This is a genomic window from Marinimicrobium sp. UBA4209 (assembly GCF_002381585.1).
Lineage (GTDB): Bacteria > Pseudomonadota > Gammaproteobacteria > Pseudomonadales > Cellvibrionaceae > Marinimicrobium > Marinimicrobium koreense.
Genome location: NZ_DFTP01000070.1, coordinates 57,732 through 80,065, shown reverse-complemented (window position 1 = coordinate 80,065; position 22,334 = coordinate 57,732). Strand labels below are relative to the sequence as shown.

The window sequence follows — 22,334 nt, the reverse complement described above, 5'->3', positions numbered from 1 at the left end:
CGTCGCGTTACAGGTGGGCCTCAATCGCCCAATATAAATGAGAATTGTTTCCATATAATCCCACGATTGGCTCTGCCTCACAAGTCCTACTTAGAGGGTATTCAGCCGGGCGAGGTAGACCTCGGCAGTTGCCAACACGTCCTTGCGCTGGGCTGGCGCCTGGCGATCCCAGTTGGCATACACCAGCTTCATCCGCGGGTTATCGCCCAGGCGGTCCCGGTGACGGTTCAGGAAGTGCCAATAGAGACTGTTGAACGGGCAGCTCCCCTCCCCAGATTTCGCTTTCACATCGTAAGCGCATGTTTTGCAGTAATGGCTCATTTTGTTGACGTACTGCCCGGAGGCGGCGTAAGGCTTGCTGCCCATCAAACCGCCATCGGCGTACTGGCTCATCCCCCGGGTATTGGGCAGCTCCACCCATTCGATGGCATCAATGTAGATACCGAGGTACCAGTCGTCCAGTACATCCGGATGAACACCGGCAAGCAGCGCAAAGTTTCCGGTCACCATCAAGCGTTGAATGTGATGCGCGTAGGCGTACTCCAGGGACTGTCCGATCGCATGGGCCATACAGGCCATGTCGGTTTTTCCGGTCCAATAGTAGTCCGGTAGCGGGCGCTGCGCGGACAGGTGGTTGCGCTGGCGATAGTCCGGCATATGGTGCCAGTACAGGGCCCGCACATACTCTCGCCAGCCAAGTATCTGCCGGATGAAGCCTTCCACCTGCGCCAGGGTGATCTGCGCCTGGTTCGCCTGCCAGTGGGCTTCGGCGGCGCGAATCACTTCGAGCGGATGCAGCATCTTGGTGTTCAGGCTGAACGACAGACGACTGTGGTACAAGCTCCACCCATCCGGCGCCATGGCATCCTGGTAGCGGCCGAAGGCCGGTAGTAAATGCTTCAGAAAATACTGCAACAGCTCCCGGCTCTGGGCCCGGTTCACTGGCCAGAGCAGCGCACTCGGATCCGCCACCCCCAGAGTCTGCACCGCGTGACGATCGAGCATCTGATCAATGTCGGTGACATCGGTGGCAAACACCAGGGGCTCCGGCAGGGCCGCTTCGCGCGGCAGTCGGGCGCGGTTGTCGGCATCGAAGTTCCACTGCCCGCCCAGGGGCTTGCCGTCATCGTCCAGCAGCACCTGATATTCACGGCGCAGTGCCCGATAGAAATACTCCATGCGATGGGTCGAGTAGTGCTCGCAGGCGTCACGGGCGGTCAGAAAGTGCTCCGTGTCCGCGACACTCACCGGCAGGTCCAGCGTGCGAGTGAAGTCGGCCAGTTGTTGATCGAGTCGGTATTCATCCGGCCACTGGTAGGCGAACGCTTCCGCCGACGTCTCGTTCAATACACGGCGAAGCAATTCGGGCAGGTCCGTGTAGGCGGCACTGTCATCCAGGGTGAAATAGCGCACCCGGTGGCCCGCCCGTTCCAGCGCCGAGGCGAACCGCCGCATGGCGGCAAAAAACGCGAGTACTTTCTGGCGGTGGTGCACCACGTAGGCCGTTTCCTGGGGCAGCTCGGCCATGACAAACAGCACGTCTTCATCCGGCGACTGGAACCAGGAGTGAGAAGCGTTGAGTTGATCTCCGAGAATCAGTCTGACCTGAGTCATGGGCATTCGAACCTTTCCGGTAAGGGGTCCGGTTAAGAACGCGCCCGAGGCCGATTCAGATCATCGCGGGGCGTCGGGCCGGCGTTCGATACCGTAGTGCTCGGCCAGGTAGGCGAATACTTCCTCGGGGCCACCGCGAACCACGACTCGATCGGACTTTTTACTCAATTGGTAGCGGTACATCGGGTCATAGTAATCCTCCAGCAGGCGGCGAATCCAGACCCGATGCAACTGCGGATCACCCCGGCGGTGCGCGCTCAGGGACTGCTCCAGAAGGTGCGCCATTTCCTCGTAGCGCACGCCGCCGAGGCGCTTGCGAATGCGCCCGAGGGACACCCGCAGGTCCTCCGCAAAGCGTTCAAAACCGTCTTCCTCGCCCTGATCCTCGGACCACTCCGCCAGCTTGCGCAGGATATAGTTGGTGTAGGTGTGCTCAACCCGCTCTTCCAGCGACACCTCCAGCAGGGCCAGCGGGGCGCGCTCCATGGCCTCCTTCAGTGGCATGGGTAATACGCAGCGACCGATCAGATGGCTTTCATCCTCCACCAGAATCGGCGTATCCGGTGCTCGATGGTGGCAGCGCAGTAGATCAACGGCCACGGCGTTCTCAAAATTGATCTGGCTGGGCTGGCCGCCCACCCGACGTCCGAAGGCGCTGCCGCGGTGATTGGCTCGCCCTTCCAGGTCGACGCTCTGGGGCAACTGGACCAGCAGGTCGGTCTTTGCCACACCGGTACGCCCGGCCAATACGATCAGGGGGTGTTCCCGACAGATTCGCTCCATCTGATCAATCAGAAACCAGCGCAGTGCTTTGTAGCCGCCGGTGACCCGAGGGTAGTCGCAGCCGGCCTCGCGCAGCCACTGCTGACAGATCTGTGAACGCAAGCCGCCCCGGAAGCAGTACAGCACGCCGTCGGGGTTCGCGCGGGCAAAATCCAACCAGGCCTGCACCCGCTCGGCTTTGATATCACCCTGCACCAGCTGATGACCCAGCTCAATGGCCGCATCCTGGCCCTGCTCCTTGTAGCAGGTGCCCACCCGGGCCCGTTCGTCATCGAGCATCAGCGGCAGATTGACCGCGGCGGGAAACGCCCCTTTGGCAAACTCCACCGGAGCACGGGTATCGATCATCGGCGTGTCCGATAGGAAGAGCGCTAGGTAGTCATCAATATCCTGGGGGCGATCGGCCATGTGGGCTCCGCTGTGTGAGGCAACATTCAGTTGCGCCGATTATACGGGCTCCGGCCGGTAGTGACTATGTGCGACAAAACGTGCGACAAAAACGTGTGACAGCGACGGTTCGCTAGGCCGACCGAAAGCGCTCGCTGTCGAGCTCATGGCGTTTCATGATTTTATGGAAATCCGAGCGGTTTCGCCCCGCCAGCCGCGCCGCCTCAGTAATGTTGCCGCCGGTCATTCGCAGTATGCGCACCACATAATCCCGCTCAAACTGCCGCTTGGCTTCCTTCAGAGGCACCAGCGCCGGCGCCCCCTGCTCGGGCAATACCTCCGCGATCAGCGACTCGGCGATCAGCGGTGCTGGTGATAACGCCACCAACTGTTCAATGACGTTGCGTAACTGGCGGATATTACCGGGCCAATCGAACTGCAGTAACATCCGCTGCCCACCGGGCGACAGCTGGCGCACCGCGTCGCCGGTACGCTGGGCAATATCATCGAGGAAAGAGCGGGCCAGCAAGGGAATATCTTCCTTTCGCTCGCGCAGCGGCGGGAGCGCCAACTGGGCAACGTTCAGCCGGTAATACAGATCTTCCCGGAAGTCCTGGGCGGCGATGGCCTGCTCCAGATCCCGGTGGGTTGCGGAGATGATCCGGACATCCACCGGCTGATCGGCCGATGACCCCAGAGGCCGAACCTTGCGCTCCTGTAACACGCGCAGCAGTTTGACCTGCAGGTTCAGGGGCATATCGCCAATCTCGTCCAGAAACAGGGTGCCGCCATCGGCCGCCAGAAAGAGACCATCCCGATTATGGGTCGCACCGGTGAACGCCCCTTTGACGTGACCAAACAGCTCGGACTCCAACAGGTCCGCCGGAATGGCTCCGCAGTTGACGGCGATAAAGGGCTGCTCCGCCCGGGCGCTGGCGTTATGGACCGCCTGGGCCAGAAGCTCCTTACCGGTTCCGCTCTCACCGCCGATCAGTACATTGATGTCACTGCGCGCCAGCCGGCGAGCCTGCTCCAGGCGTTTGAACATCAGCTCACTGCGGGTAACGATGGCATCGGACCAGCCCGCTTTGGGGGCCGCTCCCAACCCGCCCAGCTCAAGCGCCTGATCCAGCACCTGGCGTAACTCCCGATTATCGATCGGCTTGGTCAGAAAAGAGAACAGACCCTGCTGGGTTGCCTCAACCGCTTCGCGAATGGAACCGTGGGCCGTGAGCATGATAACCGGCACGTTGGGCCAGTTCTGCTGTATGTGCGCGAACAGGGCCATGCCATCCATCGGCTCCATGCGCAGATCGGTAATCACCGCAGCGGCCTGTTCGCGATCCAGGCTGGCCAGCGCCTCCTCACCCGAGCTCGCGGTCGCCACCCGGTAGCCGGAGGCATTCAGTCGCATACTCAGGAGCTGGAGAATGTCCGGGTCATCGTCCACCAATAAAATCAGTGGTGGTTCTGTCGCGGTTGTTCGGGCTTCACTCATCGCAGCGATTCCTCATCCGTCGACTCACCCATTTCCGCCTCAATGGCTCGAATACCGTCAATCATATCGTCGAGTTTTTTCTGGGTGTTTTTCAGCCGTCTCTCCAGCAACGCATAAGACTTCGCCTCTGCGGCCAACAGCTCCAGGAATGCCGGAAAACCGGGCGGCGGACGCTCGATACTCCGGGCGGCGACCAACGAGTTGGCCAACAGACCCGGCGTCTGATCCGGCTCACAGGTCGCCAGCATAAGCGAACCCAATACCGCTTCATCCGACGTCATTTCGCGATAGGCGTTGAGCAGTTGATCCCGCTCTTCAACCGGCAGTTGGCAGGCCTGATGACGGAAGGTTACCAGGGCTTCCAGATTGTGAAACGTATGGTGGCTGGTGACTTCTTTAGCCGGCGCCTGCGGCGAAGGTACCGGCTGAGGGCGCACCGCGGAGTCGACCGCACGGTCCTCCCAATGAACGCATCCACTGAACAGTAACAACAGGTATACCAGCCGAAGTTTCATCATGTCGATGCCTCACTGATCGGTAACGCCCGGGACGCCTCTGACACCGGATAGCGAAGCAGAAAACAGCTGCCTTCCCCCGGGGCCGACGTCAGCTCAATACTGCCTCCGAGCCGGGCCACTGACTCTTTGACAATCGCCAGCCCCACTCCGCTACCGTGTACCGATCCGTGCCGACGGACACGTCCCTGCACAAACGGCTGAAATATTTTGTCCTGATCGTTCGGGTGAATACCCGGCCCCTGATCGGCGACGGACAACCAGGCGCCACTCTGGTCAACTCCCCAGCGCACGCGCACGACGCCGCCATCGGATGAATAGTGATAGGCATTGGACAGTAAGTTGGTCAATATCATTTCCAGCAGGTGAGTGTCGCCGTTCAGGCTCCCGGGGCTGCCCTGGTAATCCCAGGTCACCCGATGACGCAGGTTCTGTTGATCGAGGCGCTGGGTAATTCGCGCACACAGCGGTTCCATAGCCACGGCTCGATCCTCTACCGTGACATTGTGGGTTATGACGTTGTAGTTCAATAACTGCTGAATAAGTTCCTGCAGATTTTGTGAATTCTCGAGCAGAATTCGCAAAACATTCTGTTGGCGAGCATTGATCGGCCCCGGCACTTCATCCTGCAGTAAGGACCCCGCTTCCACGATCGCGGACAGTGGTGTTTTCAGTTCGTGCGACACATGGCGCAAAAATATCTGCTTTTGCTGCTCGACCGCCAGCAACTGGCCCCGCAACCATTCCAGCCGCTCGCCCAGCGCCTGCAGGTCCCGGGGGCCGGTGACCCGGATAGGGGTTTCCCAATCGCGGTGGCCCAAATGACGGATCGCCGAGGACAATCGGCGCAGCGGGCGAATCATCTGCCAGAACCCCAGTGCCATAAGCGTCAAGGTCACCGGAAGACTGATCATTCCCAACAGAGACAGGCGCCACAGAATCTGTTGAAGCGCCGCCTCGTTACGATCACTGAGCACCGCAACATATTCACTGACGGCCTCATCGAGTGCGGAGCGACGCTGGGAGAGAACGGCAAGTTGCTCGGTAAATTCTTCGTCCTGCCAGGATTGAATTGCTTCATCATTTAGAGCATGCAGCGTATTTTCAAGCGCGACAAGCGCGCCGTAAACCACGCTCTGTTGCGGTTTGGCAACACGTTCAATACGCCGCGAAGTACCGCCCTCAAACCACTGGGTCAGTTGGTCCAGCTCGGTCAAAATTGCATCACGCTTCTGTTGATAGGGTTCGAGAAACGTCACATCACGCAGCAGGCGATATTGCCGGGCAAAGCGCTCCAGATCACGCACCTGGGCATTCAACCCCGACTGCCGGCTGACCAGCGCGTCGGAGTGATCCACCAGCAGGCGCTGGGTGTGCATTTGCTGATAAAACGACCAGGACGCATAGGCCACCAATGCCAGCATCGGCACCAATGTCACCACGGCAATCAATAACCATTGCTGGGACAGTGACAGGCCTCTTCGGTGCGGCATGAATTTTTCCTCGTAGCGATGGCGACCACCCGGACCGTTCAGAACACGGGCGCACTGTTGCCAATAAGAAACACCCTCGCCCACCGATCATAGCGGGCCTCGCGCCCAATAAACCAAAACTCCGTCGCACTTTAGCAACACTGTATCGGTGGAAAAATTCCACCAAACGGGTAGCAATTTAGCTAAGTGATTGAAAATAAATATTTTTTGAAAGGTGGCACGACCTTGGCAATACACCTCGGCGTCAGGCAAAAAAGACTCAGCACCGTTGCCTGACATGCTTCGGTACCGGCGCGTCAATAGCTGGTAACACACCAACAGGAATGATGAGGTGAATTATGAAAATTGTATCTGTGATTGCAACCACCGCACTTCTGTCTTTGGGAACCCTGAGCGCAGTGGCTCAGGATGACACTCAGACTCAGGGAAGCGGCGCCGACTCCGCGTTCTCGGTGATCGACCAGAACGGTGACGGCAGCATCAACAAGGACGAAGCCAAAAACAGCGGCATCAGTGACCGCCGCTTTGAGTCCATGGACAGCGATGGAGATGGCGAAGTAACCCAGTCCGAATACGAAGGACAGGGCAGTGGAAGCGGCTGGCAGTAATTGCCATGCCGAACCGGAGCGGCCCCGCGCCGTTCCGGTCACTTTACTGAAATTTCCGAACCGTTGGGGAGCACACAATGACACCGCTAGCCCGTCTGGGACGTTACAGCTACTGGATTATTGGCATCAGCCTGACGGCTGCCACCATGACGCTGCTGACTCAACAGGCCAGCAGTGAAGAACAAGTGAACCCCCGTTTGACTGAGGACCACCACTCATCGTCGGCCTGGAGCGAGCAACAGTCTGATAGCGCGCTCCTGGCCAAGGTCAAAACCCGGCTGCTGGCCAACATCAACCTGCCCGGCGCCCGCATTGCGGTCGACACACAGCAGGGGCACGTCACCCTGAGCGGGGAGGTTGATCACCGGGACCAGCAGGAACTGGCGTATTACACGACGCTGAATACGCAGGGGGTGCGCTCGGTCGAGAGCACCCTGAATGTGACACCGAAAGAGGAATGAATTCCGGACTCACCGGACCGTTTCAATGTTCACTGACATGCTTTGTCAATCACAACCAAAGAGGAATGATCCTATGAAACAGTCAATCATGTACGGTATCGCAGGCGCACTGGCGCTGACCTCCGGCGCCGCTCTGGCACAGGACAGCGTCTCCCACAACGAGAACGCGGCCCATGTCTACGTCGGTGGCAGCTACGGTGGCTTCAAGGCCCGTGGCGGAGAGTTTGATGATGAAAAGGATTTTTTTGAATTGAGCTTCGGGGGCTTTTTCAACCCCTATGTGGGCCTGGAAGCCAGCGCGACCTATTTCGGCGAGTACGGCAACGACCTGGCGACCGCAGACGCCGAAGGCTACGGCATGGCGGTGATCGGGCGCCTGCCGCTGTCCGACAGCTGGGGCCTGTATGCCAAAGGCGGGCAGTTTTTCTGGGAAGCGGATATCGACACCCCCGTGGGTTCGGGTGATACCGACGGTGACGATCCCTTCTACGCAGCGGGCATGGATTTCCGCCTGGCGCAGAACCTGAACATGATCGTCGAGTACAGCCGCTACGAAATCGATACGCGCCTCGAGGAACTACCGAACGTTGAGGACACCGACCTCGACACCGTCAAGGTTGGCCTGCGCCTGCGCTTCTGATTACTTAACTCCACCCACGTGCGTTTGCACAGTTTGCCGGCCTCACCCCAGGGCCGGCTTTTTTATGCTCGCAATCAAAGCGCGAAACAGGTGCCGCTGCGAACGGCGGTACAACAAAAATTCCGGGTGCCATTGAACGCCCAATAAATAACCGTAAGCGGGATCCTCAACCGCCTGCACGATACCATCGTGGTCCCGCCCAGCGATGTGCAACCCCCGCCCCAAACGATCGATGGCCTGATTGTGCAGGCTATTGATTCTCTGGGCCCCCTGCCCCAGTAGTTTCAGCAAGAGCGTTCCCGGAACGACGTCCNNNNAGAATGGTACGTCGATGCGAGGTTTTGCGCCGATGCAGACGAAGATCCTGCACCAGTGTACCGCCGAGGCACACGTTCAGTAGCTGTGCCCCCCGGCAAATCCCCAACAACGGACGATGTTCCGCCAGGGCTTTGTGAATGACCCGCTTTTCCAGCTCATCCCGTTCGGGATCATACTTGGGATGGACCTCGGGCTCCGCACCGTACAACACCGGTTGCACGTCGTGTCCGCCGGTCACCACCACCGCATCAAAGTCCGGCAGTGCGTCGACATCACTGGGACGCACCTGTATCGGGCGGGCACCATACAGACGCAGCACTTGAGCGACCAGAAAACGGGGGCCGAATGCACCTCGCTGCGGCCCGGTCACCGCCACTAACGGCGCAACCATCGATCCTCCACCTGCTGGACCCAATCACCAAACCAACGATCCAGCGGATCGGCCAGAAACTCGTGGTACGACCAGCAACAGTCCGCCAGGCGTGGCGCATCCGCCGCCAGAGCTTCCACTTCCAGCCAGTCATTCCAGGCCAACGCCAGGGTCCAGTCCGGACGATGGATTTCACAGTCCGGCAAACGGTAATGAAACGCCGGACGCGCCTTGATCAAGGGGTCATTCAGCTGCTGTCGCACGCGGGGTTCATCCAGGTGAGCAAACAACGGCAACATGTCCAGCGCGCGATTTCGCGAGGGATTGTGAGCGAGATAGTCATCGATCAACTGACTCTGATCAGGCCAGTAATCCGCTCTGGCCAACAGGCGTCGATAATCCGTGGGATAGGGATCAATATAGTGAGTGACCTGACGGGACAAATTGATGTCCGCCCGCGCATAAAGCCAGTCGTACAGACAGGAAAACGCTTTGAGATAAGCGGTTATCGTTCCGGTTTTTTCGTCGGGCACCTCCGGGTTCAGCTGCATACCGAAGGCGTTGATCAGACGATCCGAGGTCCCCTTGGCGCCGGCCGCGCGCAAGCGTCGGATGATTTCCTCTACCTCATCGAGCCGGGTCATGGGCAGCGGCGGGCTGACCAGCTCCATCGGCACCAGTGAGTCGGCCAACCACTTCAGAACCTCTTCGGCCGAGTCTCCGAGTTCACCAGAGAAGGTGCCCCGATCACGCTCCTCCCGCCCGAGCTCCTTGAGCAGGCGGAAATCCAGTTCCACACCCCAGTCCCCGGCAGGGTCGCCACTGAGCACCCGTTCATAGCGCCCATTCGGCTTGACGGTCAGAGACAGGTAATCCGCCACCAGCTCACTGAGCTGATCCAGCGTCAGACCATTCATTTCCAGCTCGACCCCAATACGGCGAGGCTCGCCTTGGGCATTTTCGGCTCTGGCGGGCAGTCGTAGTCCCACGGTCTGGACACCTCCTGAGTATTGGCAATAGTCGTCAAAAACCCCGTACTCAATAGCATGACACAGACCCGCCCACTTTGCCTAATGCATAAAAAAACCCCGGAAGCCTGGCGGCTCCCGGGGTTGATCAAAGCGCACCCGAAGGTGGGATTCGCTTAGTACTGGTACTTCACACCGACTTTGAAGACACGACCGGTATGGTCGTACTCGTAGCGACGCTTCTCGGAGATGTCGGTCCAGCGATCCTGGTAGTCATCGGTGAGATTCAGCGCTTCAAAGTTGATGTCGAGGTTGTCGTTCAGCTCGTAGCCTGCAGAGAAATCGACATTGAAGGTACCTTCGTAGCCTTCAAAACGGTTCCCGGTACCGCTGGTTCCCGTGATGTAATCATCACGATAAGCCGCGGAAATACGGGCGTTGAAACGTTCGTTTTCGTAGTACACCGTGGTGTTGTAGGAGTTGTTGGACAAGCCGAACAGACGCTCGCTGACCACATCGTCTCCAAAGGTGTAGTCTACATCGGAATCAACGTAGGTATAGTTGGCAATAAAGCCAAAGTCCCGCACCAGCTCCGCATCAGTAAAGGTAGAGAAAGGAGCCTGCAGTGCCAGCTCAAAACCTTTCACTTCTGCGCCCGGGCCATTTTCCAGTGATGAAATGGTCCAGGGACGACCTTCCGGATCCGCCTCGGCCGGGGAGGTCGGCGCCAGCAGGGACAAGGGCAGACCGGTAGAGGCATAGGTGCCCTCGCGCTCTACGCCAATCGGACGTGACTCGATATCTTTGGTAAACAAGGCAATAGACGCGATCGCCTCGTCTGCAAAGTACCACTCCAACGAGGTATCAAAAGAATCTGCACGAGTCGGATCCAGTTGCGGGTTCTGGAACGATACGCTGTAGTTGAAGCTGTCAACGCTACCACCAGGACTCAGGTTGCCCAGTCCCGGACGGGTCATCACACTGGCACCGGACACGCGCCAAATCAGGTCTTCGGTCAGATACATGGCGGTGTTGAACGACGGCAGTACGTCATCGTAAGTATCACGCTTTACGGTGACAAACTGACCGGAGTTGTAACCGGAAGATGTCTGATCGGTTTCGGCGTAACGAACACCAACGTCAAACATGAAGTCCTTGCCGGCCAGTTGCGTCTCACCGTTCAACTGCACAAACAGAGAGGTGCTTTCTTCTTCAACGCTACGAATGTTGCCCTGGTCCTGACGCGCTTCCTGATTGAACAGGTCAATTTCGTCGGCCCAGGCCCACAGGTCGGGAATCACCCACTGGCTGGTAGAGCCAGAACCCATTTTGTCGTCGAAAGTAAAGACTTCGCTCAGAGCGTCGGTACCGGGAATTCCGTAGACGTCATCGCTGGAGCAATCAATCAATTCAGCTCCGCAAACACCGGTATCGCGACGGTAGCCTTCGGTATCAAAGGTGAACTTCTTGTAGCTAGCACCAAAATCGACAGAGTACGCATCGTTCAGGTAGTAGGTGAAATCACCCGCGACCGTATCAAAACCGTGTACGGTGTTTGTCGGACGATCACGGAATTCGGACATCTGGAAGTTGGTCGGATCAGTCACATCCGGTCCGTTGAACGCGATGACCGGGAATTCATCATCGGTATAATCGTAGCTGAAGCCCTGATAATCACGATCGTCGTACATGAACGTGATTTCGTAGGGGAAGTCCAGCTCGGATTCCGAGGTGCCCGCCAGGAAGTGACCGGTCAGGTCTTCATTGAACTCATGCTCAACATCCAAAGACACCTGGTTGAACTCGGTGGTCCAGGCTTTCAGGAAGTTTTCATTCCGGACCCAGGCGTTGTTCACGGTCATGGAGTTCAGGTTGTTGCTGGCCGCGTCGTAGGTGTAATCGACCACGTCCATACCACCTTCGTTACCGCGGAACAGGACTTCGCCCCATTTTTCCGCACGGGAAGCGTCCAGCTCGGAGTACAACAGATCCAGGCTCACTGTCGTGGCATCGGTCGGACGGAACTGCAGACCACCGGTAATACCCAAGCGCTTGCGATCGACATCGATCAGACCGTAGCGGGGAATACGCGGGTGGAAGCCGTTACCGACTTCAACACAACCCGAATCATCCGGATTGGCGGTACAGTCCACGCCTTCAACACTGGCAAAATCCGCAGCTTGCCAGCGAACGGTGTTCTGCCCCATTTCGCTGGTGCTGTTATCTGAATAAGCGACTGACGCTGATACACCCCATATACCTTCCGGATCGTTATAGGCGAACAAGCCAGTGACGCGAGGACCAAAATCTTCATTCAGGTCGTTGTACTGACCTTCAACAGCACCGACCAGAGTCAGGCCTTCGTCATAACCAAAGGGACGCCCGGTATTCAGGTCGACCACGGCCCCCAGTGAACCTTCGTCCACATTCGCGGATGCCGTTTTGCGCACGACGATGGAGTTGAACAGCTCAGAGGCAAAGACGTTGAAGTCAAAGCTACGGCTGCGGTTAGGACCACCTTCACCGCCGGTTGCGGCAATCGCTTCCATACCGTTGATACGGATACGGGTAAACTCACCGGACAGGCCTCGCACGGAAATCTCGCGGCCTTCGCCGGAGTCACGGGTAATGGCAATACCGGGGATACGTTGCAAAGATTCGGCCAGGTTCTGGTCCGGGAAGTCAGCGATGTCTTCGGCCAAAATGGCATCGACAGCACCAACATTATCACGTTTCACATCCAAGGCCTGAGCCAGACTCTGGCGGAAACCGGTCACCACCACTTCTTCCAGTACCGGCTCATCCGCAGGCGCCTGGGCCTGGGCGGCGCCGGCAACAGCCAGTGCCAGAGCGGTCATGGATGTGTTGGCCAAGAATTGCTTACCAAACTTGTAGTTAAATAGGGACATGGTGCCTCCTGGTTTATTATGTAGACTAATGTCTTTGACTCTCACTACTGGAACACGCTGGCCTGCAAGGATGCACAAACCAGATGCGACTCTAACGTACAGCCACAGCAACTCCCTTCGGGGAAATCACCAAAGTGAAAACGAAAAGCCCGTACCAACGCTGGCACTTGACTTAACACAGATATCGTTACAAAGGATTTGCTAACGCAGGTATGAAACGCGGGGCAATCGAGTCCGACTGGCTATAGACAGCAGGAAACCCGACTGGAAGAACGTCGTTTGAATGGTTCATTTCTCCCTATCCTCTCTCACTTTATAATTTGGCTGATCGCCTTTTTGCATCGATCGCGTCCTTTATCAAACGACGGACAACGGACCCTGCTTAAGGCTTATATTAGATTCCAGCGGACTAATAGTTGCACAGCTTTGGAGATATCTCAAGGTTTAACACGGCTTTATTTAGGCCAAAGTGCTCAAATCTTTTACAATGGCACATTATCCAGCCTACCCCTGCACTTGAGGAGCACTGCATGACTCTGACGCCCGCTTACCGGCAACGCTTTGGCTCCCTGGCGCGGCTTTATGGCGAACCGGCCCTGGAGCACCTGGCAGGCGCTCACTTTGCCGTAGTTGGGCTGGGTGGCGTAGGCAGTTGGGCGGCGGAGGCCTTGGCGCGTACCGGCGTCGGGACCCTGACCCTGATCGAGCTCGATGGCGTGTGCGTGACCAACACCAACCGGCAACTGCACGCTTTGGAGGGCTATATCGGCGCGTCCAAGAATCAGGTGGTGAGCGATCGCCTCAAGGCCATCAACCCGGAGATGACGGTTCACAGCGAGGAAACCTTTCTGACCAGTGACAATATTGAACAACTGATCAATCGGGACCACGACGTTGTGATTGATGCCATCGACTCCGCCCACATCAAAGCACACCTGGTGGCCTACATCAGTCGCCTCAAGGGCCGCCTGATCACCGTGGGCTCTTCGGGTGGGAAGCGGGACCCGAAGCAGATTGTCTGTTCCGACCTGGCACAAACCGCTTACGACCCCATGCTGCGCAAGGTACGCAATCTGCTCTTTCGACATTACGGATTTCGCAAAGACGCCAAGCGACGCTTTCGGGTGGACGCCATTTATTCCAATGAGCAGATGCACTTCCCTCAGTTGGACGGCAGCGTGTGCGTGGGCGATAAAGGCAACCGGGACCCGGACAGCGGAGTCAAACTCGACTGTGGCGGTGGACTGGGCTCGGCGGTTATGGTCACGGGCAGTTTCGGGTTCGCCGCCGCCAGTCAGGCCGTGGAACGCTATCTTCAGGACCGAGGCTGTTGAGCCGACGCTTTCGCATCAAATTGAACCGCCATTCAGATACCGAAGAGCTGCCGGGTATTGTCGGTGGTCTGACGGGCCACCTGCTCCTCAGAGCAACCCCTCAAATCGGCGAGCGCCTGGGCAATCAACGGTAAGAACTCCGGACTGTTGCGCTCGCCCTGCCGGCCCGACAACGGCATGTCCGGTGCATCGGTTTCCAGTAACAGTGCCTCAAACGGCACCCGGCTGACGGCGTCCCGGGTTTTGCGGGCGCGCTCATAGGTGATGACACCTCCCACGCCGAGCCGAAATCCCATCTGCCAATAGGTTTGCGCCATGTCGGCACTACCGCTGAAGGCATGAACCACACCACCCCGAGGAAAGCGGTGGCGCTTGAGCCGCCGGATCAGTTCATTGTGGGCTTTGACGCAGTGAAGAATGAGCGGTTTGTCACAGCTCCGGGCCAGCTCAAGATGGATGTCCAGCAGGGACTCCTGCTCGTCCATGGGCGTATCGATATGCTTGTCCAGACCACACTCCCCCACCGCCACGCAGCGGGGGTGAGCCAGGAAATCCCGGCACACCGCCTCCCAGCCTTCAACGGCCCGGCTCTGCCACCAGGGATGCATACCGGCGGCGAAGTACCAATCGGAGTGCGGTGCGTCACAAAGCGCCCGGGCTCGCCCCCACTGCTCCGGATCCGTCCCCGGAATAATCAGCTGATGAATTCCCCCGGATCGACACCGGGACCAGAGTGCCTCCCGGTCCCGATCAAAAGCCTCAAAATCCAGGTGACAGTGGCTGTCGATCAGTGGAGTCGTCATCAGCGCCAACGGTAGGCAATGACCGAGTCGGTAAAGAATGTGGGAATATAGGTGACCCCATCATCCGGATTCCACCCCAGGTCGGCGGTATTCATGCGCGGATCACGGGTATCCATCAGGCGGGTCACCTGGCCATCACGGACGTGATACACCAGCCCGACCCAGCAGGTCACCAGGAACTCGTTGGAACCGATTTTCTCAACGCCATCAATGCCGGACTCAAAGCCTTCGGCCACGGTTTCCAGATCGCCTTCGGGATTCGCTCTCAGCAACCGGTTTCCAGCCCCGATATAGATATCGTCGCCGTCGATGTAAAGACCGTTCGGATCTTTCAGGCCCTCCAGAAACAGCTCAGCACCGTCACTTAGAATGCGGTGGACCTTGCCCGTGCGGGTATCGGAGACATAGACGGTTCCCCCATCATCAATGGCGACATCGTTCAGGAACACCGAGTCCGCCACCGGAATCCGGGACATGATCTGCCCGGTTTTCAGGCTCACCGCCAAAACCTCGGTCAGGTCGGCGACATAGAGAGTGTTGCGCAGAACGCCCATGCCTTTCGGGGCGCTCATACCGCGGGCCCAGTCCTGATCAATAATTTCGCCGTCCAGGGATAGCTTGGCAATCCCCCCTTTACCGTCGGCCTGATTGCCTTCGCCTTCGATTTCGGCCACCAGCAGATAGGCTTCGCCATCAACCTCATGGTAAAGCACAGACTCCGGAGTGCGGAGCCCCTCGGTTTCCCACTGCTGTTCGAGCCGGGGTGACTCACCGGCCCCGGCATTCAGTGCGGCCGCCGCCAACGCGGTGGCCAGTACCCCCATGCCGAAACGTTGCTTCCAAAGCTGATTCATTGGTCTCTACTCTCCCACAATTGGTTTTATTGATTGGCCCGGTTATCGATCAGATCATCCACCACGGCCGGGTCCGCCAACGTTGAGGTATCCCCGAGATTATCGAGCTCGTTGGCGGCAATTTTGCGCAGGATGCGGCGCATGATTTTACCCGAGCGGGTTTTCGGCAGGCCGGGCGCCCACTGAATAATATCCGGTTTGGCAATGGCGCCGATTTCCTGTACGCACAGGTCAATCAGCTCCTTACGCAGCGCATCGCTCGGCTCTTCACCGCCCATCAGGGTGACATACGCATAGATGCCCTGGCCCTTGATGTCGTGGGGATAGCCAACAACTGCGGCCTCGGAGACTTTCGGGTGCAGCACCAGCGCACTCTCCACTTCCGCGGTCCCCATCCGGTGGCCGGAGACGTTGAGCACGTCATCCACCCGGCCGGTAATCCAATAATAACCATCCTCATCCCGACGGGCACCGTCGCCGGTAAAGTAGTAACCGGGGTAGGCACTGTAATAGGTATCGATACAGCGCTGATGATCGCCATACACCGTGCGAATCTGGCTTGGCCAGGGCGCCTTGATCGCCAGGTTACCGGAACCGGCGCCCTCTATTTCATGGCCCTCATTGTCCAGCAGCACCGGCTGCACCCCGAAGAAGGGCAAAGTGGCGGAACCGGGTTTCAGGTCGGTGGCACCGGGCAGCGGGGTCAGCATATGGGCACCGGTTTCGGTCTGCCACCAGGTATCCATGATCGGGCAGCGGCTCTCGCCCACCACCCGGTAATACCACTCCCACGCCTCGGGATTGATTGGCTCCCCCACGGTTCCCAACAGCTTCAGGGACTGACGGGAGGTCTGGGTGACCCACTTATCGCCCGCCCCCATCAGAGCCCGAATGGCCGTGGGCGCGGTGTAAAAGGTGTTGACCATATGCTTGTCGACCACCTGCCAACAGCGGGAGGCATCCGGGTAGGTGGGCACCCCTTCAAACATCAGCGTGGTTGCACCGTTCGCCAGGGGGCCGTATACGATGTAGCTGTGGCCAGTGACCCAGCCCACATCCGCCGTACACCAGTAAACGTCACCTTCCTGGTGGTCAAATACATATTTATGGGTCATGGCCGACTGCAGCAGATAGCCACCGGAGGTGTGCAGCACCCCCTTGGGTTTGCCGGTAGAGCCCGAGGTATACAGAATGAATAGGGGGTCTTCGGCATCCATGCTCTCCGGCTCACAGTGATCGGATTGGCGCTCCACTTCCTGTTCGTACCAGATATCCCGACCTTCCTTCCAGCCGACATCGGCACCGGTACGCTTGACCACCAGGCAAGTATGCACACCCGGGCAGGCGTTCATCGCCTTGTCCGCATTGTTTTTCAGCGGGATGTGTTTGCCACCGCGAACCCCCTCATCGGCGGTGATCAGCACCTGGCAATCCGCATCCAGAATCCGGTCTTTCAGTGCATCAGGGGAGAAGCCACCAAACACCACCGAGTGGATGGCGCCCAGACGGGCACAGGCGAGCATGGCGTAGGTGGCCTCGGGAATCATCGGCATATAAATGCACACTCGATCGCCTTTCTTGACGCCGCGCTCACGCAACAGATTGCCCAGCCGGCTGACTTCGGTGTGCAATTCCCGGTAAGTGATCATCTGGTCTTCCGAGGGGTCATCCCCCTCCCAGATGATGGCGACCTGATCCGCCCGCTGCTCCAGATGGCGATCGACGCAGTTTACGCTGACATTGAGCTTGCCGCCCTTGAACCAGGCGACTTCCCCTTTGCGCAGATCGCTCTCACACACCTTGTCCCACTTTTTGTCCCAGGTCAGAAAGGCGTCGGCCTGCTCCGCCCAGAACCCATCCGGGTCCTCTACTGAGCGCTGGTACATCGCCCGATAGCGCTCCGCATCAATGGCCGCATGCGCTTTGAAGGAATCGGGAACCGGGTGGATGTGGTGTTCGGACATGAGAAGCCTCGCTGACAGTTGTTATTGCAATTCGTGGTTGACGCTAGTGTTCAAGATCCGGGCTCGGAGCCGCAAACTCAAGCTTAACAGCAGTTTCTGAAATTGGCCACAGACAACGTTGTCCAAAGCGGCCAAGCCGTAAATAATCGTTAAGCGGATGATGTCGATCAAAGGAGCTCGAAAGCGCCGGAGAGGAAGGAGAGCCACACCCGCCGGATTGGAGGCGGGTGTGGGGCAACCCGGGTCAGGCGACCTGGGTCGGAATGGTATTGGTCGTGCGCTCTACCCGGTTGTTCTCATCGAGATACACCAGGCGAGGCTTGTGATTGAGCAGCTCGGCTTCGCTGTACTGCCCGTAACTGGCGATGATGACCCGGTCGCCGACCTGCACTTTGCGGGCCGCGGCGCCGTTCATGGAGATGGTTCCCGATCCGGCTTCCGCCAGGATCACGTAGGTGGTGAACCGCTCGCCATTGTTGACGTTGTAGATATCAATCTGTTCAAACTCGCGCAGCCCAGCCAGCGCCACCAGATCGCTATCAATGGCGCATGAGCCGTCGTACCAGAGCTCGGCCTGGGTGACCGCCGCCATGTGCAATTTGCCTTTCAGCAGAGTAGAAAGCATAGGCTTCTCCCGTGTTTGGTGCTGACGTCAAGCGTCCAGCACAAGGGATACATTGTCAATCAGGCGCGCACCCCGAGTGTACATCGCGCCGAGAATCGTGATTTCGGCGTCATCGTGGGCCGCCGGGTCGAGCGTATGACTGTTGCACACACTGACATAGTCGGGTCGGAAACCCGCGTTTTCAATCTGTTCCTTCGCTTCTTCCGCCAGCACGAGATAGTCGCGCCGACCGGACTGAATCTGCTCGCGCACCCAACACAGGCTCCGATACAACTGAGACACCCGCGGGCGCTCATCCTCACCAATAAAGCCATTTCGGGAGCTGAGCGCGAGGCCGTCGGCTTCGCGCACAATGTCTCCGGCGCTGATCCTGACCGGCATGCACAAGTCTTCCACCATCCGGCGGATCACGGCCAATTGCTGGAAGTCTTTGGCACCGAACACCGCCTCATCCGGCTGAACGATGTTGAACAGTTTGGTGACAACCGTCGTCACGCCTTCAAAATGGCCCGGGCGACTGGCACCACAGAGCACGTCGGTCATGGTGGGCACGACGACCCGGGTCTGTTCGGCCATGCCGTTGGGGTAAATCTCGGTTTCGTCGGGGCAGAACAGGAAGTCGCAGCCGATGGCTTCCAGTTTGGCCGTGTCGGCCGCCAGTGTCCGGGGGTACTTGTCCCAGTCTTCGTTCAGCCCGAACTGCAGCGGGTTGACGAAAATACTGGTAACGACACAGTCACAGCTGGCCTGAGCCTGCTGCACCAGAGCAAGATGTGCCTGATGCAGGTTGCCCATGGTGGGCACAAACCCAATACGCTTGCCCTGGCGACGTTCCTCAGCCAAAGCGGTGCGCAGCGAGTGAATCTGATGAAATACCTGCATGGCTGGCTCGTTTCAGGCGACAACGCGGTGCGGACCCTAACGCCGTGCCAGGCACAGCGTTACCTAATTACCCAAACTTGGGGGCGGGATAATACACGGTCGTTTCGGGATGTACAATCTTTGTGCAGCATGGCGCCTGATTCATGCTTTCAGAGGCAAAAGCGTCACCCTATGCATCAATATTCCCCTTGCTGCATATATTCCGGCGCCAGGTTTTCGAAGCGGGTGAACTTGCCAATAAACGCCGCCCGACAGGTGCCGATTTCACCGTTACGCTGCTTGCCAAGAATCAGCTCGGCAATCCCCTTGTCCGGGCTGTCCTCGTTGTAATACTCATCCCGGTAAATGAAGAGAATCACATCGGCATCCTGCTCGATGGCACCGGACTCACGCAGATCCGAGTTCATGGGCCGCTTGTTGGGACGCTGCTCCACCCCCCGGTTCAACTGGGACAGCGCAATGACCGGGCAGTCGAATTCCTTGGCCATGGCCTTGAGCGAGCGGGAGATTTCGGAAATCTCCTGGGTCCGCCCTTCGCTCGGACCGGAGAGCTGCATCAACTGCAGGTAGTCCACCATGATCATCGCCGGATTGCCGTGCTCGCGGGCAATGCGCCGCACCCGGGCACGCATTTCGGTGGGCGAAAGCCCCGGGGTATCGTCGATGAACAATGGCTTGTCTTTCATCTTACTGACCGCGGCGGACAGCTTGGGCCAATCCTCCTCGGTCAACTTACCGTTGCGGATCTTGCCCTGATCAATCCGCCCGATGGAGGACATCATCCGCATCACCAGTGCCGCCGAGGGCATTTCCATACTGAACACCAGGGTCGGGCGCGTCTGGGTAAAAATGGAGGACTCGACAAAATTCAGCGCCAGGGCGGTTTTACCCATGGAGGGTCGGGCGGCCAGAATCACCAGTTCGCCGGGCTGCCAGCCGGACGTGCGCTGATCCAGATCCTCCAGGCCGGAGCTGACCCCGGTCAGATCACTGCCCGAACGGAACAGTTCGTCAATGCGCTGTACGGTATCCTTGAGCAGCGCGTTCAGGTCGGTCAGCCCGCCTTCTTTGGGGCGATCCTCGGCAATTTCCGCCACCCGCTTTTCGGCGATCTGCAGCAGGTCGTCGGCGTCGAGCCCCAGAGGGTTGTAACCGGACTTGCTGATCTCCTGGGCGACACTGATGAGCTGGCGCAGCGTCGAGCGCTCGCGCACGATATTGGCGTAGGCGAGGATATTGGCCGCACTGGGGGTATTGGCCGCCAATTCTGTCAGATATCCCAGTCCGCCGACCCGCTCCAGCTCCTCGTGCCGGTGCAGCTCTTCCGACAGGGTAATGACATCCAGTGGCTGGTCTTCTTCGGCCAGCTCGCACATGCGCAGGAAGATCTGGCGGTGGTCATCCCGGTAAAAGTCCCGTTCGGACAGCACTTCGCGCACCGCTTCCAGGCGCATATTGTCCAGCATCAAACCACCCAATACCGCCTGCTCGGCTTCTACCGAGTGCGGCGGGGGCATTTTCGCCGGGGAGGTCTCTTCCTCCGAGGGCAGATCCAAGGGTAGATCAGACATGGGCTCTCAGTACAGGTAATTCTCGGACAAAAAAACGGGCACTACCGATCAGTCCCCGAGGGGTCGATAGTGCCCGATTTCGTCAGACTTGTCACCGCCGGCCATGGAATCAGACCGGCCCAGGGTAGTGCCCGTTACTCGGCCACTACGCTGACTTTGACCGCCTGAATGACTTCAGCATGCACTTGCACGTCGATCTCGTACTCACCGATTTCGCGCAGCGCACCTTCCGGCAGTTTGACTTCAGCCTTGGTGACTTCAACGCCAGCCGCAGTAATGGCATCGGCGATATCGCGAGTACCGATAGAACCGAACAGCTTGCCTTCGTCGCCCGCGTTGGCGCCGATGGTAACGCTGACTTCCGCCAGCTTGGCGGCGCGCGCTTCGGCTTCGCTCAGCTTGGCGGCAGCAGCGGCTTCCAGTTCAGCGCGACGCGCTTCAAACTCAGCCACATTCTCGGCGGTGGCCGGAATGGCTTTGCCCTGCGGCAGCAGGAAGTTGCGGCCGAAGCCGGCTTTAACAGCAACCTGGTCGCCAATGCCACCGAGCTTGCCTACTTTTTCCAGCAGAATAACGTCCATCTCGTTTACCCTCTAAGTTGTATGATCCGGCGATCGGGCGGGGCCTCAGGCCCGGGGTGTTGCCCGCTCGCGAAAATTCAGCCAAGTATCCAGAAATGCCAACACGGCCAACAGCTGTGTCGCAGGTTCCAGCAGTATCAATACCGCGTAAAACACAAACAGCCACTGAACCCCAAGCCCCTTGATGGCTACCAGGCGGTGCACCATTGCCACCCCCTGCAGCACCAAAGGCAGCAGAAACAACGCTGACCACAGTGCGTAATCCAACCCCTGGAACAGGCAATACACGGCGGCGGCCATACTGGTCACGGCCTGTATCGGGTGAAGTTTCAGAGCCTGAAACTCCGCCCCGAACCCACCGGGGTTGTCCACCAGCGAGTGCCACCAACGCCCGAGCATCAGGCCGAGCGCGGCTGGAAAGGCCATCCCGTAGGCCAGCATTCCCAGCACAAAGGTTGCACTGTAGGACGACACTGACGCGTCTACCGAACTGGCCAGCTCTTCGAGCAGCTGATTCCAGCTCTGCAGCGCAGCCTGCACGGCGTCTGGGGCCAGAGCGCCCAGCAAGACCGCCATCAGGGTCGCTACGGCCACTATGCCCATCAGGCAAGTGGCCCACCCGCTGCCGCGCCGTAAAAACAGCGCGGCGCCGTAAGTCAGTAGCACACCCCCGACCACCGCCGTAGCGACCGCCGGGGCAATCTGACTGAAACCGAGCAGGAGCAGTGACGGTAGTACGCCCCATAACAGAATCAGCAGACCGTTGTTTCTCCCCACGCGCAAGGTGACCAGAGCCACGGTGGCGGGGGTCAGCAGGGGCACCCAATTACCAATCAGGGCCACCGCTGTGGCTTGCAAGCGACCGCGCAAAATAAATTCAGCCAGCGCTCGCAATGCTGCACTCCTTCAACCGGTTGACGGCCTCGACTTACTCGTGGCTGTCGGTGTACGGAATCAGGGCCAGGTAGCGGGCGCGCTTGATCGCTGAGGACAGCTGGCGCTGATACTTGGCTTTGGTTCCGGTGATACGGCTGGGTACAATCTTACCGGTTTCGGTGATGTACGCCTTCAGCGTTTCCAGATCCTTGTAATCAATACGCTTCACGCCTTCGGCGGTGAAACGGCAGAACTTACGACGACGGAAAAAACGTGCCAT

Annotated in this window: 22 protein-coding genes; 4 read left to right on the top strand and 18 right to left on the bottom strand. The window is 58.6% G+C overall.

The genetic code is table 11. The annotated features are described in order from the left end of the window. Nucleotides 1-90: 90 nt before the first annotated feature. The 5 genes from B3187_RS10570 to B3187_RS10550 all read right to left on the bottom strand — a co-directional run bounded on the left by B3187_RS10570 (nt 91) and on the right by B3187_RS10550 (nt 6,290). A complete protein-coding gene (locus B3187_RS10570; RefSeq protein WP_286806313.1) occupies nt 91-1,614 on the bottom strand; it encodes a cryptochrome/photolyase family protein in 1,524 nt (507 codons plus the stop codon). Between the two features lie 60 nt (nt 1,615-1,674). Continuing rightward, nucleotides 1,675-2,805 carry a tRNA 2-selenouridine(34) synthase MnmH gene (gene mnmH, locus B3187_RS10565; RefSeq protein WP_286806312.1) on the bottom strand — a complete coding sequence of 377 codons (1,131 nt, stop codon included), beginning with the start codon at nt 2,803-2,805 and terminating at the stop codon, nt 1,675-1,677. A gap of 112 nt (nt 2,806-2,917) precedes the next feature. Continuing rightward, nucleotides 2,918-4,282: a sigma 54-interacting transcriptional regulator gene (locus B3187_RS10560; RefSeq protein WP_286806310.1), complete on the bottom strand. Its 1,365-nt coding sequence runs from the start codon at nt 4,280-4,282 to the stop codon at nt 2,918-2,920. Continuing rightward, entirely contained in the window at nt 4,279-4,800 is a 522-nt protein-coding gene (locus B3187_RS10555) for a hypothetical protein (RefSeq protein ID WP_286806308.1), read from the bottom strand. The genes B3187_RS10560 and B3187_RS10555 overlap by 4 nt, the downstream gene beginning before the upstream one ends. Then, the gene (locus B3187_RS10550) at nt 4,797-6,290 is read right to left on the bottom strand and encodes a sensor histidine kinase (RefSeq protein WP_286806306.1); all 1,494 of its coding nucleotides are present in this window, start codon (nt 6,288-6,290) and stop codon (nt 4,797-4,799) included. The genes B3187_RS10555 and B3187_RS10550 overlap by 4 nt, the downstream gene beginning before the upstream one ends. 338 nt (nt 6,291-6,628) lie before the next feature. On the opposite strand from B3187_RS10550, the gene B3187_RS10545 reads away from it, so the two are divergent. The 3 genes from B3187_RS10545 to B3187_RS10535 all read left to right on the top strand — a co-directional run bounded on the left by B3187_RS10545 (nt 6,629) and on the right by B3187_RS10535 (nt 7,999). Continuing rightward, complete coding sequence (locus B3187_RS10545; protein ID WP_123639101.1) at nt 6,629-6,898, top strand: hypothetical protein; 270 nt, start codon at nt 6,629-6,631, stop codon at nt 6,896-6,898. 77 nt (nt 6,899-6,975) lie between these two features. Continuing rightward, the gene (locus B3187_RS10540) at nt 6,976-7,359 is read left to right on the top strand and encodes a BON domain-containing protein (protein WP_286806304.1); all 384 of its coding nucleotides are present in this window, start codon (nt 6,976-6,978) and stop codon (nt 7,357-7,359) included. Between the two features lie 73 nt (nt 7,360-7,432). Continuing rightward, entirely contained in the window at nt 7,433-7,999 is a 567-nt protein-coding gene (locus B3187_RS10535) for a porin family protein (RefSeq protein WP_024462261.1), read from the top strand. Between the two features lie 42 nt (nt 8,000-8,041). On the opposite strand, the gene B3187_RS17590 is transcribed toward B3187_RS10535, so the two are convergent. From B3187_RS17590 to B3187_RS10520, 4 genes are all read right to left on the bottom strand, one after another. After that, nucleotides 8,042-8,290 carry a gamma-glutamyl-gamma-aminobutyrate hydrolase family protein gene (locus B3187_RS17590; protein WP_414673692.1) on the bottom strand — a complete coding sequence of 83 codons (249 nt, stop codon included), beginning with the start codon at nt 8,288-8,290 and terminating at the stop codon, nt 8,042-8,044. Beyond that, complete coding sequence (locus tag B3187_RS10530; RefSeq protein ID WP_286806301.1) at nt 8,250-8,708, bottom strand: gamma-glutamyl-gamma-aminobutyrate hydrolase family protein; 459 nt, start codon at nt 8,706-8,708, stop codon at nt 8,250-8,252. Before B3187_RS10530 ends, B3187_RS17590 begins: the two co-directional genes overlap by 41 nt. Beyond that, nucleotides 8,693-9,676 (bottom strand): amidoligase family protein, encoded by a 984-nt coding sequence (locus B3187_RS10525; RefSeq protein ID WP_286806299.1) that lies wholly within the window; start codon nt 9,674-9,676, stop codon nt 8,693-8,695. Before B3187_RS10525 ends, B3187_RS10530 begins: the two co-directional genes overlap by 16 nt. Nucleotides 9,677-9,831: 155 nt before the next feature. Continuing rightward, nucleotides 9,832-12,564 (bottom strand): TonB-dependent receptor, encoded by a 2,733-nt coding sequence (locus B3187_RS10520; protein ID WP_286806297.1) that lies wholly within the window; start codon nt 12,562-12,564, stop codon nt 9,832-9,834. Nucleotides 12,565-13,094: 530 nt separating this feature from the next. Here B3187_RS10520 and B3187_RS10515 point away from each other — a divergent pair. Then, the gene (locus B3187_RS10515; RefSeq protein WP_286806296.1) at nt 13,095-13,898 is read left to right on the top strand and encodes a tRNA threonylcarbamoyladenosine dehydratase; all 804 of its coding nucleotides are present in this window, start codon (nt 13,095-13,097) and stop codon (nt 13,896-13,898) included. 32 nt (nt 13,899-13,930) lie between these two features. Here B3187_RS10515 and B3187_RS10510 read toward each other — a convergent pair whose 3' ends face one another. From B3187_RS10510 to rpsR, 9 genes are all read right to left on the bottom strand, one after another. Further along, a complete protein-coding gene (locus tag B3187_RS10510; protein ID WP_286806295.1) occupies nt 13,931-14,701 on the bottom strand; it encodes a TatD family hydrolase in 771 nt (256 codons plus the stop codon). Continuing rightward, entirely contained in the window at nt 14,701-15,555 is an 855-nt protein-coding gene (locus B3187_RS10505; RefSeq protein ID WP_286806293.1) for a GTP-binding protein, read from the bottom strand. The genes B3187_RS10510 and B3187_RS10505 overlap by 1 nt, the downstream gene beginning before the upstream one ends. 26 nt (nt 15,556-15,581) lie before the next feature. Beyond that, the gene (gene acs, locus B3187_RS10500) at nt 15,582-17,519 is read right to left on the bottom strand and encodes an acetate--CoA ligase (RefSeq protein ID WP_024462254.1); all 1,938 of its coding nucleotides are present in this window, start codon (nt 17,517-17,519) and stop codon (nt 15,582-15,584) included. 244 nt (nt 17,520-17,763) lie between these two features. Continuing rightward, a complete protein-coding gene (gene panD, locus B3187_RS10495) occupies nt 17,764-18,144 on the bottom strand; it encodes an aspartate 1-decarboxylase (RefSeq protein ID WP_024462253.1) in 381 nt (126 codons plus the stop codon). Between the two features lie 27 nt (nt 18,145-18,171). Next, entirely contained in the window at nt 18,172-19,026 is an 855-nt protein-coding gene (gene panC / locus B3187_RS10490; protein WP_286806291.1) for a pantoate--beta-alanine ligase, read from the bottom strand. Nucleotides 19,027-19,202: 176 nt separating this feature from the next. Beyond that, nucleotides 19,203-20,597, bottom strand: coding sequence for a replicative DNA helicase (gene dnaB, locus B3187_RS10485; RefSeq protein WP_024462251.1), 1,395 nt, complete (start codon nt 20,595-20,597; stop codon nt 19,203-19,205). A 134-nt stretch (nt 20,598-20,731) separates the two neighbouring features. Next, nucleotides 20,732-21,178 carry a 50S ribosomal protein L9 gene (gene rplI / locus B3187_RS10480; protein ID WP_024462250.1) on the bottom strand — a complete coding sequence of 149 codons (447 nt, stop codon included), beginning with the start codon at nt 21,176-21,178 and terminating at the stop codon, nt 20,732-20,734. A gap of 45 nt (nt 21,179-21,223) precedes the next feature. Next, nucleotides 21,224-22,072 (bottom strand): hypothetical protein, encoded by an 849-nt coding sequence (locus B3187_RS10475; RefSeq protein WP_123639107.1) that lies wholly within the window; start codon nt 22,070-22,072, stop codon nt 21,224-21,226. A gap of 34 nt (nt 22,073-22,106) precedes the next feature. After that, on the bottom strand, nt 22,107-22,334 hold the full coding sequence (gene rpsR, locus B3187_RS10470; RefSeq protein ID WP_024462248.1) for a 30S ribosomal protein S18: 228 nt from the start codon (nt 22,332-22,334) through the stop codon (nt 22,107-22,109).